Source organism: Neobacillus rhizosphaerae (assembly GCF_050477885.1).
Taxonomy (GTDB): domain Bacteria; phylum Bacillota; class Bacilli; order Bacillales; family Cytobacillaceae; genus Neobacillus; species Neobacillus rhizosphaerae_A.
Map to the genome: position 1 here is coordinate 1 of NZ_JBCNAC010000140.1, position 12,927 is coordinate 12,927.

Below are 12,927 nucleotides of genomic sequence, written 5' to 3' on the forward strand. Positions count from 1 at the left end.
CAAAGAGAAGAAGCTAAAAAGTCTGAAGAGAAAAAGCATGAAGAAGATCACCATGAAAAAGGTGACGACAACGAACATCACGGCAAAAGTAACCATTAATAGTACAAACAGGTGCAGCCTCTTTGGCGCACCTGTTTGATTTTTAACAGGTAAGTTAACTTTTGAATAACTCCCTATCCTGCTTAAGATCCTTAAGAAAATGACTAAAGTTAGTTGAGTTTATCCAGTTTCTTCCCCAAACATCCTCATTTTTCAACATGGTTCCTAGCAACCAAATTCTCCGTACCGATATAAAATGAGGTAGACTCCGGATGTCTTCTTCGGACATGTTCCTCTGCCTTAAATACCCATTTAAAAATGCGTCCCAACAAGCTTTCTCAACAGTACGGTAATTATTTTTTAAATTCCACCAAAAGACGGCTATATCATATGCACGGTAGCCAAAACCACAGCAGTCAAAATCAAATACCTCCAGCTGTTGGTTATTTAAGTGCATGTTAAAGTTGTGAAAATCACCATGGCAAAATCCGTATTCCAGCTTACTTTCTCTTATCGTATCTTCTAAGTTCGTAACAATTTCATTAAAGGTATGTATTTGGTCGGAATCTAAGTATCTTAATAATAAAGGTAAAAGGATAGAAACAGGCTCTGCTAACAAATGATTGATGTCCAATTCAAAACTTCTTTCATGAGAGGAAACTAATGAACTGCTCTTATGGTGAAGTTCAGCTAATGATCTTCCGAGGATGTGACAGTTTTCCTCTTTGATTTCTGGTCTGTCACCAGGGGAATAAGTAAATAAGACCCCGTATCTTTTTCCTTCAGGGGCTTGAATGCCAACGGCAAAAATTCCATCTTTTGCTTTAAGAGGAGCAGAAACGAGGAGTCCTTGTTCTTTTAGCCAATTAAGAGCATCCAATTCAAACAGGATATCTGATTCACTTCGCCAATAATGGCGATAGACTCTAAAGATATACTTTTCGTTTTGAGTGGTGATGACATATGAATCATTTAACCCTCTCGTAAGGAATTCACAGGATACAATCTCAGTTTCAAAATGATAGCCATCTAGAAGTTCTCTTACTGATTGAGCCGAGAGAAGGGAGTGAGTGACTTTGATTCTATTATTCATTTTTACCTCCGGCAATTCAGATATTTAAAAAGAACCGACGAATTTTCGCCGGTCCCTCCATAATTATTACTTCGCTGCTCCACAGCAGTTTTTATATTTCTTACCGCTTCCACAGATACATGGATCGTTGCGGCCGATATCCATTTGGTTTACTTTTGGCTTTTTCTTAACGGGTTCGCCGTCTTCTTTCGGATTTACCGCTTGACCTTTTGCTACCTCTTGGCGCTCAAGGTTGTTACGAATTTCAGCCTTCATGATGTACATAGCAGCTTCATCCTCAATCGATTGAATCATTGCCTCAAACATCGCAAAGCCTTCATGCTGATATTCACGTAGCGGATCAATCTGACCGTATGCACGTAAGTGGATTCCTTGACGGAGCTGATCCATTGCATCAATGTGATCAATCCACTTAGAATCAACGGCTCTTAATGTAATAACTTTTTCAAATTCACGCATTTGCTCAGAAGAAAGAATTTGCTCTTTTTCATCGTAGCGCTCCTTCACTTTAGCAAAAATCGCGTCGACCATTTCTTCTGGATCTTTACCTTTCAAATCATCAAGAGTGATGTCACCTTCATGTAAAAGGGTCGCATGGACATACTCAACAATGGCTTGAAGATCCCATTCTTCCTCGTCTTCATGACGGGAGGCGTGAACATCTACATTACGTTGAATAGAGTTTAGAATCATTTTCTGCACAATATCACGAAGGTCTTCGGATTCTAATACTTCATCGCGCTGGCTGTAAATGATTTCACGTTGCTGACGGAGAACATCGTCATATTGTAAAAGTTGTTTACGTGCATCAAAGTTGTTGCCCTCAACGCGTTTTTGCGCTGATTCAACTGCACGGGAAACCATTTTACTTTGGATTGGCTGGGTATCATCCATTCCAAGACGTTCCATCATGGCTTTCATATTATCAGAACCGAAGCGGCGCATCAGCTCGTCTTCCATTGATAAGTAGAACTGGGTAACACCAGGGTCTCCTTGACGTCCAGAACGTCCACGGAGCTGGTTATCAATGCGTCGGCTTTCATGACGCTCCGTACCGATAACGGCAAGACCGCCTAGTTCAATTACTCCTTCGCCAAGCTTAATGTCCGTACCACGTCCGGCCATATTAGTCGCAATCGTAACGGAACCTTTATGGCCTGCTTCTGCGATAATTTCGGCTTCTCGTTCATGGTTTTTCGCGTTCAAGACATTGTGGCGGATACCCTTTTTCAATAAGTATCTAGAAATAAGCTCAGATGTTTCGATCGCCACTGTACCGACTAGAACTGGCTGTCCTTTCTGATTACGCTCAGCTATATCTTCAACGACTGCACGGAATTTGCCATCCATGGATTTGTAGATTAAATCTGCACGGTCGTCACGGGCAATCGGTCTATTGGTAGGGATAACGACAACATTCATATTATAAATGTTACGGAATTCTTCTTCTTCTGTTTTCGCTGTACCTGTCATACCGGCTAATTTTTCATACATACGGAAATAGTTCTGGAATGTAATTGTAGCCATGGTCATGCTTTCGTTTTGAACTTCTAGGCCTTCTTTTGCCTCAATTGCCTGATGCAAGCCTTCGCTGTAGCGGCGTCCCTTCATCAATCGGCCAGTAAATTGGTCAACGATCACAATTTCGCCATCCTGCACCACATAATCGATATCAAGGTGCATGCTGACATTTGCTTTTAAGGCTTGATTAATATGATGGTTCAACGTAACGTGAGCCATATCAAAAAGGTTTTCAATTCCGAAAGCTTTTTCCGCTTTACTGATTCCCTCTTCTGTCAGCATTACGCCCTTTGTTTTTTCATCGTACGTATAGTCAACATCCTTCGTTAGCATACGGACGAATCCATTGGCTTGAATATAAAGGACAGCTGATTTTTGTGCTGAACCTGAAATAATCAATGGTGTACGGGCTTCATCAATTAAAATAGAGTCCGTTTCGTCAATAACAGCATAGAAAAGTGGACGTTGTACCTTTTGCTCCTTATAAAGGACCATATTGTCACGCAGGTAGTCGAATCCAAATTCATTATTTGTACCATAGGTAATGTCAGCAGCGTATGCGGCCTGCTTTTCTTCCTTATCCATACTGTTCAAATTCAAGCCAACTGTTAGACCTAGGAATTGATACAGTTGCCCCATTTCTGTAGCGTCACGGCTTGCTAGGTATTCGTTGACAGTTACGACGTGGACGCCTTTACCAGAAAGTGCATTCAAATAAACAGGCATGGTAGCAGTTAAAGTTTTACCTTCCCCTGTCTTCATCTCAGAAATGTTCCCTTCATGGAGAGAAATACCCCCCATTAGCTGCACATGGTACGGATATAGTCCAAGAACACGACGTGCCCCTTCACGAACAACGGCAAAAGCTTCTACTAATAAATCATCAAGTGTTTCGCCCTTTTGATAACGTGCTTTGAATTCTTCAGTTTTTTCACGAAGTTGATCGTCAGTCAGCTTTTCGGTTTCTGCAGCGAGTGCATCAATTTTCACGGCAAGCTTGTCTAACCGCTTCAACTCACGCTTGTTCAGATCAAACACTTTATTTAAAATCCCCATATCAGATGAACGCTCCTTTTTATCGAGACTAATACGTTTTTTATAAAAATCATTCTGTCAAAAATATTCGATAATTTCCTTTTTCATCTTACCACTTCCACTATTGAGTGACAACATTGTTAGAGTGGGAGCAAATTTTGTCATTCTACTATTATATCTCTTTCACAGCAGAACTTCTATTTTGAAGGGTTCGATTTTTTGTCATATTTGACAATCTCATGGCAATAAATCATAAAGCTATTTCAATATTAAAAAGGATCAAATTGAAAGTTATAAACCGTGAATAAAAGTGCTTATTTATGTATAAATATAAATTTTTGTTCAAGTTACTACTACTTGTGTAGTGGTAACTGAAGTCCTGATATAACAATGTTTTTATGTTGTTTTTAGAGTTAATAAATCTGTCACAGGTGTGTAGAAATATTCACAAATTGTACATTGGAATATACTCTTACAATGTTAGATACTACCTTTAGAGAGGTTAATCTGGAAAATAAATAGAGAATCAATCCAAGATGGGAAGGGTGAGTAATGTGGCCATTTGGGGGAAAAAGAAGAATCAAGATAATGATCCCGAAACTAGAGAAAATAGAAAAAAAGGCCCAATACGAAGACTTTGGCAAAAGTTCCGAAGTATAGATTGGAAAAATCCAGTGAACAGGTGGAAATTACTATTTGTTTCACTCATTGGCTGTATTGTTGTTTTTGGAGGAGGGTATGGAGTTCTTTCGTTAACAAACTCTCCGACATTCTGTGCAAGCTGTCACGAAATGGCACCAGAGTACTCATCGTATACAGCGAGTGCTCATAATCAAATCACTTGTGTTCAGTGTCACATTAAACCAGGTACGATCAACATGCTGACACACAAAATGAAGTCAATGAAAGAAGTATACTATCACGTCACAGGGGTACCGAAACAAATCGTTCAAACAGAGGAAGAAGCCGTCTCCAATGAAAACTGTTTACAATGTCATTCTAAAAATCGTCTTGTTACCGCCTCAGGTGATTTGAAGGTAAACCATAAGGGTCATATTGAGAAAGATATCCCTTGTATTACCTGTCACGCAGGGGTTGTACATGCGAAAATGGCCACTCGTGGAATCAACATAGAAGAAGCACGTGGTCATTGGACAAAGGAAAGTGCTCAAAAATTGATGGAAAAGAAATACTTAAGACCTAATATGGGTTCATGTATTGACTGTCATGACAAAGTAAATAACGGTGAAGAGCCATGGAAAGATGTAGCATATAATGTTCCGCCAAACCCAGAAGAAATGGAGAAAAAACTTGAAGAGAAAGAAAAAGCGGGATCTAGTGAGGCTGCAAAAGAGGAAGAGAGTAAAGAAGTAACGACAGCTGAGCATGATCTAAAAACACAAGAGATTATTTTACAAGCTATCGGAAAGCAAAAGAAAGATGTAAAGATTTCGATGGAATGTAAAACCTGCCACAAGCAAACGGATATACCTAAAACACATAAGAATGTGGATTGGAACAGCAACCACGGAACAACAGCAGTAAAACAGCTTGATAAATGTGTGAACTGTCACCAAGACTCTAAGTGGGTTAGAGAAATTCCAAAAGAAGATATCCTTTCAATATTGAAAATGGGTGATCAAAAAGAAAAATATGTTCCAAACATGACCATAGTTAAAGAGCAAGCAAGAACTAATAAATTCTGCAGCGCTTGTCACGCAGATCGTCCAGAAAGTCATGGTGAAAGCAATCAATGGTTGACCTCACATGCTTTCAAAGCAAAAACAGCTGAAATGAAGGCAGAATGTTTCGTGTGCCATGATCGTGAGAAAGCAAAAGCAGATTCAACTAACGCAAAAGCTCCAACAGATGTATATTGTGAATACTGTCACCGTACAGGCTTCAAAGATGATAAGAAGAACTAAGGGAAATGTTAATGAGGAGGGAAAATAATGGAACAAGAGCATAAAGACCAGACCTCCCCTCCACGGACTCGCTACAAATTATATAAATATTTAACGGTAGCACTGTTATTTATTGTCGTCTTTTTCTCTGTTGGTCTAATAGGAGTAGAAACAACTTCCAGTTCGCAGTTTTGCTCCTCATGTCACGAGATGAAGCCGGAGTATTATACGTGGAAGGCGTCCACACATAGCGAAGTGGATTGCGTTAAGTGTCACATAGGTTCAGGTACAGAAGAATATGCAAAAGCAAAAGCAAACGGTCTTCTGCAGGTTTATAAGAAAGCCACTCAAACATACACTGCTCCTATTCGAATGCCTAAAGAAATACCCGATAGTGCGTGTGAGAGTTGTCATGATGTTTCAAAGCGTGACGTCACAGCATCTGGGGATATAATTATTCCCCATGATAAGCATAAAAACAAAGATATTGAATGTATCCAATGTCATAGTGGTGTTGCTCATGGCAAGATCGCTGATAGAAAAATGACTTTCGAAACTGATTACGAAAAATGGGATAGTAAAACCGGTAAGTCCGCAATGGCTGATTTGAAATTTATCCGTCCAGATATGGACACGTGTATTGAATGTCATAAGGCCCGTAAAGTCACAAATGAATGTTCAGCATGTCACAAGACGGGGATGATTCCAAAGAGCCATAAAGAAGCAGACTTTAAAACAAAAACACATGGAAAGCAAGCGGCAGAAGATCTAAAGAAGTGTAATCAGTGTCATAACGAAATGTCAAAAGTACCATTAGAAGGCTATGGCGATGTATCGGTGGTTGCAAGTTTCCTAAATAAGGATAATGCACTTGCTAAACAAAAGAACCATTATAACTACGCAAAAGAAAATACTTTCTGTCAAGATTGTCATAAAAAGCGGCCAACCAGCCATGATAGTAATTTTTACAAAAATCATGGAACCATTGCGAATAAAAGCCAAGAAACATGTAAAGCGTGTCATGATACGAAAAAAACTAACACACCAGGTGGTAATCAGGTAGTTTGTTCTTCGTGTCATCCAAGCAGCCATAGTCAAAAGCAAGGATGGAAGGAACAACATCCTATTTCATTGGATGGTGTTAAAGGGCCATCAGCGAAGTGTTACACCTGCCATTCTAAACCTAGCTGTGAAAAATGCCATAAGCAATAGAGTATTATCTTTTATAAATCTCTGATAGTCACCTCTGATCGAGTTTATTAGAAATATTTCTTTTAAATAAACGGTCAGAGGTTATCTTGAAAAAACTAGTGGAATTCGAGGTGGATATTATGGAAGCGAAAGAGCTACCAATCAATCCAGAACTAGAAGTAAATGAAAGAACGAAGTTGAAGAAGGAAAAAAATAAATATTTTACTAAATTACAAGCTTTATTAATCTTAGTTGCTACCTTAATCATAAGTTTAGGCGGAGGCTACTATATAAGTGAGCAATTTTTATGGTCTAAAACAGATCAAGCAAGAATTGATCAGCAGATTGATTATTACCAAGGCTTAGTAGACTCAGAGCCGAATAATCCTGAGCACCGTGTAAATTTAGGTTATTCCTACTTTTTAAAAGGTGAAAACGATGATGCAATTAGGCAAATGAAAATGGCAACTGATCTTGACAGCAAATACTTTGGTGCCTACTTCAATCTAGGCCTTGTCTACCTTGATGAAAAAAGATACAACGACGCATTAAAGCAGGCTCAAAAGTCAGTTGAACTTGGACCTCGTAATTTTAAAGCCCATTTATTACTTGGTATGGTATATCGAGATTTGAAGATGTATAAAGACGCAAATGAATCTCTTAAAGAGGCCCTTAAGATCATGCCTACTAACACAGATGTTATTACGGAAATTGGCAGAGTGGCAGAAGATCAAGGTGAATATAAAGAAGCTGAAAAATTTTTCAAAGAGGCTTTAACGTATGATCCGCTATACAAACCAGCAACTAAAGGCTTGGAGAGAATCGCTGCGAAAGTCAAGGACAACAAATAGAAGGAGCTGAACAACCTTGAAAAAGAGAACCGTTTATATATTAATGAGTAGCATTGTCGCACTTTCCGTTGCCTTCTTCGCAGCAGTCTATTTTTTCAATTTAGATTCAAAAATAAAACCGATTGTTGCAAAAGTAGACCCAAGTGCAACGCCAGTATATACAAATGCATTGTATGGTGAATTTAACCAACCATTAAATAAACCAATGGATGTAGCCAAAATTGGTGAATTTGTTTATGTAAGTGATACAAATAACAAACAGGTTCAAGTGTTTGATCAATCAGGTACTTCTGTCTTTAAATTTGGAAAAGAAGGTACTAAAGAAGGCGAATTTAAATTCCCTTATGGAATCTCGGGAGATAAAGAAGGCAACATTTATGTAGCTGATATGTACAATGGCAATGTTTCCATATTCGATTCAAAAGGTAAATTCATTAAATATTTTAATGATAAGGATAAAGTTCTAAAATCACCTGGCGGACTCCGTATCTTCGATGAAAAGCTTTATATTACCGATATTAAAGCGAACAAATTATTTGTTTTCAAATTAGATGGAAAGAAGTTATTAGAAATTGGCGGAGCTGGTGTAGATGAAGGGAAATTCATTGCACCAAATGCTGTCACCGTTGACTTTGATAAAAATATTTATGTGACAGACTCTGGAAACAATAGAGTCCAAGTTTTCAGCAAAGAGGGTAAATTTGTAAAAATCATTAATGGTTCAAAAGATGGTAAAGGTGATCCTACTTTCCTAAATCCTAGAGGAGTTGCTATCGATTCAAAGGGTAATGTTTATGTGGTGAACAATCTTTCACATAATATTTCTGCTTTTGATAAAGATGGAAAACAATTATTTGAATTAGGTGGAATGGGGACGGAAGACGGTCAGCTATATCTCCCAAATGGTCTCTTTATTGACGATAGAGACACGCTGTTCGTAACAGATACAGTCAACCAAAGAGTATCCGTTTTCTATTAATCCTCTTTCACTCAAAGGGGGTGATGATAAAAAAGTTTTGTATTTTACTGTCAACCACTGCACTGTCTATTAAAAAAAGAGAGAGAATAATTTGGGAGGTTTTTAAAATGAGTAAGATTAGAGTGGGGTTATCAACTGTTCTTATGCTGTTTTTACTAGGCATATTCAGTGCGGTAGCCTTTGCAGAAGATGGTGTTCCACCAACTTCTACGAATCCAGCACCTGGCATTCATGTAGGTGATGTGGATAACTTTGGTAACAAAAGCACACACAAAACACATGGTAATTTCCAAAACAATACTAACTCTTGTGCAAACTGTCACAGTACCCACAATGGGGAAGACGAAATGTTGTTAATGAAAGATGGAGAATATGAACTTTGTATGTCTTGTCATGATGGCACAATGGGCTTTTATGACGTAACAAAGTCTAGCGGTGCAGGAACTTTTGATGACTCACACTTAAGTTCATCTATGCACAATGTTGATTCAAACTTACAAGTAAAAGCAGCACCTGGTGCGGTTAAGAATACATCAACAGCTGTTTTAGAGTGTTCTAGCTGTCATAATCCACACGGTTCAGCAAATGACAGATTATTAAAAGAAACTGTTATTGGAACAGCACCTTTTGCTTACAACCCTACAACACTAGTATCTGTTCCAGTAGGTACTAAAACTATCAATCTAGCATTAACAGATGATCCTGAATATGCAGCTATCAATGCTCTAACAGGTACTGGTGGTTTAAAGATTACAAAGTCAATCGGTCCAAAAGATTCACTCGATAAACAATACTATTCTCAATTCTGTTCTGCATGTCACGATGACTATTATGCTAAGAGATCATCAGGCAGACCTAGCAATGCCACTAAAACAGATTCACACGATTACCTGTTCTCACATACAACTAACTCTACTTCAAATGGAAGAAACTGTGCAGCCTGTCACTATGCGCACGGTACAGACGTGACAACTCTAACTGATGCTTTAGGTCAAAAGGTTGCAGACCTTACTAAGCCAGTTGCAGATGGTGGAAAATATGGCTGGACTCAAGAAAAGGCAGAAGCATATATGAAGGATGTAAGTGCTAAAGGCTCTTCATTGAAAAAATATACGAACATGGCTATATGTTTTGCATGTCACGCAACTAGTATTTCAACTACAGTTGATCCGCAATACATCGGTCCAGATGGTAAATTCATTGGAAGACAATATATCCGATAAGAAGGAAAGTTACAGATTTTTAGAACAAGGTAGCAATATTTTTATTGTTACCTTGTTTAAAATGAAAATCGTGTAGTAATTACTTAGGTTGCAATAAGCAAAAACAGTACAGAATACGATCAAACTTACCTCCCATTTGTTGGATCCTGTTTAAAAGATATACGGATATTATTATCGTCCTTTAAGGGGGTGATGAATAAAAGGAATAGTTGGAACAGCTTTTTTACCGTATTAAAAAAAAGAGAAAAAGAGACAGAAAGAAAATGGGAGGTTTTTAGAAATGAGTAAGTTAAGGATTAGCTTATCTGCATTATTCATGCTTGTTATTCTAAGCATGTTTGGCGCAATCGCCTCTGCAGAGGGTACGGCAGCGCCATTTACACCTACTTCTACAAATCCAGCACCTGGAATTCATTCAGCCGATGTTGATAACTTTGGTAACAAAGCCACACACAGAACACATGGTAATTTCCAAAACAATACAAACGCTTGTGCAAACTGTCATAGTACGCACAACGGGGAAGATTCCATGCTATTAATGAAGAGTGGCGAATACGAATTATGTATGTCCTGCCATGATGGAACAATGGGTTTCTATAACGTAAAAGATGGAAGTGGCGCGGGAACCTTTAATGAATCACATGAAAGTGCTTCTATGCACAACGTAGATTCTGGGTTACAAATTGGATCAGCTCCTGGAGCAGTAGTTAATATATCTACTGAAATATTAGAATGCTCTAGCTGTCACAACCCACACGGTTCTGCTAACGACCGTTTATTAAATGAAACAGTATTAGGCAAAGCATATGCTTATAATGTTTCCGGTAAGATGGGTTCTTCACATGGACCATCCTTTACTAAAACAACGGCCATTCCTACAGGACAATTGGCAATTAAACTTATTCTAAAAGAAGATCCTGCATTTGCTGAACTTAATTCACAAACAGGCACAGGATTTAAAGTCTATAAATCTATGGGTCCTGATGGAGCAAGAGACAGAATGAACTATAGTAACTTCTGTTCAGTCTGTCACGATGATTATTTAGCATCTAGAAGTGCTGGTAAACCATCTAAAACAGGATATTCACATACAACTAACAATCATAAGGGTGGAAGAAACTGTGCTTCCTGTCACTATGCACACGGTACAGATATCACTACCTTGACAGACTCCTCAGGAAGAACAATTGCTGACTTGCAAAAATCAACTGAGAATGGCGGCTTAGGCTTCAGTGAAACACAAGCAAAAGATTACATGAAGAACATTAGCCCTAAAGGATCTGCCCTTAAGAAATTCACAAACATGTCTGTATGTTTCTCTTGTCACGCAGGAGAAGGCGAAAGCTTAGGCGGACCAGATGCAGCAGGCAAAAATACGGCTGGTACACCTGATACTCCACTATACATGTATACCGCTCCAGATGGCTCACAACCTGGTTGGGATGGGGTAACTAACTGGAGAACATCTACTTACGATCCTGCATTTTCAGCAGAACTACAAGAAATAATTGAACATTACGATAGTAAATATGGAAATTAAAAACGGTAATTAAAAATTTGTTTTTTAACAAGGGGACAATGATCCTATTGTTCTCTTGTTTTTATCTTTAATATTGTTGCGAAAATTGTAAAAAAATGATGGAAAAGGCAAGGGGGTGGTGAAAAAAAGAATGTTATAGAGTTTTATTCACCAGAAAGAGAAATAGAGAGAAGAGACAGAAAGAAAATTGGGAGGTTTTCTAGAAATGAGTAAGTTAAAAATTAGCTTGTCTGCATTGTTAATGCTTATTTTATTAAGCATGTTCGGCGCGTTTGCTTCTGCAGCAGAAGTTACTCTACCACCTAATACTGGAACTGTGGATAACTTCGGAAATACCAATACACACAAAACACATGGTAATTTCCAAAATAATACAAATGCTTGCGCTAACTGTCATAGTACTCACAACGGGGAAAATGAAATGTTAGTAATGAAGAGCAGCGAATATGAACTATGTATGTCTTGTCATGATGGCACAATGGGATTCTATGACGTCACAAAAGCTAGTGAAGCTGGTGTAATCGGATCACATGAAATGAGTGCTTCTATGCACAGTGTAGATTCAGATTTAGCCGTAAGTGCAGCACCAGGTGCGTTGGTTAATAAATCTACTGCTACATTTGAGTGCTCAAGCTGTCATAATCCACATGGATCAGCTAATGATCGTTTATTAAATGAAAAAGTAGCAGGTAAGCAATACGGCAGTAATTATAATGTCACTATTGTTGGTTATGCTGAAACAATTACTAAATTAAATCCTGTTCCAATTGGTACAAAAGCAATTAAGCTTAATTTAGTAGAAGATCCTGCATATGCAGATATCAATAACGCTACAGATTTATCAGGATTAAAGATTTACAAGTCAAGTGGTATTTACAATAAACCCGCTGATGGTTTAACTCAATCTCAGGTTTATGATTACAAATTGAATTACTCTGAATTCTGTGCAAGCTGCCATGATGATTATCTAAAGAACAGAGAAAATGGACCACGTGCTGATGGCGTTCACTATACTCATACCACTAACAGTACAAAACAAGGTAGAAGCTGTACTGCATGTCACTATGCACACGGTACAGACATTACTCTATTAAAAGACACTGCTGGTAAAACAATCGCAGATTTACAAAAAACAGTTGCTGAAGGTGGAAAAGGTTGGACAGAAGCTCAAGCGAAAGCATACATGAAAGATGTAAGTAAAAATGGCTCTTCTGCCTTAAAGAGATTTACAAACATGGCAGTATGTTGGACTTGTCACCAATCTACACATGCTATTGCAAATACTCCAGGAACAAGCACATATCCTGGTCCGCTAGTACCTGGTGGAGATTATTCAGGTAAAAATATTATTAAATAAAAAAAGCTAAACAAATAGCCTCACTATTTGTTAGCCTTAAGAAATTCATGATAAACAAGGTGACAATATCACTATTGTTACCTTGTTTTTTATTATTACATCGTGTCTAGAAATTGTCAAAAAACGTTAACTTACCAACGATAATTAATGTAAATTCATTTGATATAATTTAAATAAAGGCTGTGTTAAAGAAC

The 12,927-nt window shown here is 38.1% G+C and carries 9 protein-coding genes; 7 read left to right on the top strand and 2 right to left on the bottom strand.

Features of this window, described 5'->3' with window-relative positions:
- Positions 1–154: 154 nt before the first annotated feature.
- Positions 155–1,132, bottom strand: a complete 978-nt coding sequence (locus ABES03_RS19250) for a phosphotransferase enzyme family protein (protein WP_430119697.1) — start codon at positions 1,130–1,132, stop codon at positions 155–157.
- A 66-nt stretch (positions 1,133–1,198) separates the two neighbouring features.
- Complete coding sequence (secA, locus tag ABES03_RS19255) at positions 1,199–3,709, bottom strand: preprotein translocase subunit SecA (RefSeq protein WP_430119699.1); 2,511 nt, start codon at positions 3,707–3,709, stop codon at positions 1,199–1,201.
- Between the two features lie 533 nt (positions 3,710–4,242).
- On the opposite strand from secA, the gene ABES03_RS19260 reads away from it, so the two are divergent.
- The 7 genes from ABES03_RS19260 to ABES03_RS19290 all read left to right on the top strand — a co-directional run bounded on the left by ABES03_RS19260 (position 4,243) and on the right by ABES03_RS19290 (position 12,733).
- Positions 4,243–5,613 (top strand): NapC/NirT family cytochrome c, encoded by a 1,371-nt coding sequence (locus tag ABES03_RS19260; RefSeq protein WP_430119701.1) that lies wholly within the window; start codon positions 4,243–4,245, stop codon positions 5,611–5,613.
- Positions 5,614–5,640: 27 nt separating this feature from the next.
- Positions 5,641–6,804 carry a cytochrome c3 family protein gene (locus tag ABES03_RS19265; RefSeq protein ID WP_430119703.1) on the top strand — a complete coding sequence of 388 codons (1,164 nt, stop codon included), beginning with the start codon at positions 5,641–5,643 and terminating at the stop codon, positions 6,802–6,804.
- Between the two features lie 86 nt (positions 6,805–6,890).
- The gene (locus tag ABES03_RS19270; RefSeq protein ID WP_430119705.1) at positions 6,891–7,634 is read left to right on the top strand and encodes a tetratricopeptide repeat protein; all 744 of its coding nucleotides are present in this window, start codon (positions 6,891–6,893) and stop codon (positions 7,632–7,634) included.
- Between the two features lie 16 nt (positions 7,635–7,650).
- Positions 7,651–8,613, top strand: coding sequence for a 6-bladed beta-propeller (locus ABES03_RS19275; RefSeq protein ID WP_430119707.1), 963 nt, complete (start codon positions 7,651–7,653; stop codon positions 8,611–8,613).
- 107 nt (positions 8,614–8,720) lie between these two features.
- On the top strand, positions 8,721–9,836 hold the full coding sequence (locus tag ABES03_RS19280; protein WP_430119709.1) for a cytochrome c3 family protein: 1,116 nt from the start codon (positions 8,721–8,723) through the stop codon (positions 9,834–9,836).
- 280 nt (positions 9,837–10,116) lie between these two features.
- The gene (locus tag ABES03_RS19285; RefSeq protein ID WP_430119711.1) at positions 10,117–11,376 is read left to right on the top strand and encodes a cytochrome c3 family protein; all 1,260 of its coding nucleotides are present in this window, start codon (positions 10,117–10,119) and stop codon (positions 11,374–11,376) included.
- Between the two features lie 187 nt (positions 11,377–11,563).
- Complete coding sequence (locus ABES03_RS19290) at positions 11,564–12,733, top strand: cytochrome c3 family protein (RefSeq protein WP_430119713.1); 1,170 nt, start codon at positions 11,564–11,566, stop codon at positions 12,731–12,733.
- Positions 12,734–12,927: the final 194 nt, after the last annotated feature.

What these genes read in the sequence shown, in the direction of transcription:
- ABES03_RS19250 (WP_430119697.1), bottom strand. Translation starts at nt 1,132, where the DNA reads ATGAATAATAGAATCAAAGTCACTCACTCCCTTCTCTCGGCTCAATCA.
- secA (WP_430119699.1), bottom strand. Translation starts at nt 3,709, where the DNA reads ATGGGGATTTTAAATAAAGTGTTTGATCTGAACAAGCGTGAGTTGAAG.
- ABES03_RS19265 (WP_430119703.1), top strand. Translation starts at nt 5,641, where the DNA reads ATGGAACAAGAGCATAAAGACCAGACCTCCCCTCCACGGACTCGCTAC.
- ABES03_RS19280 (WP_430119709.1), top strand. Translation starts at nt 8,721, where the DNA reads ATGAGTAAGATTAGAGTGGGGTTATCAACTGTTCTTATGCTGTTTTTA.
- ABES03_RS19285 (WP_430119711.1), top strand. Translation starts at nt 10,117, where the DNA reads ATGAGTAAGTTAAGGATTAGCTTATCTGCATTATTCATGCTTGTTATT.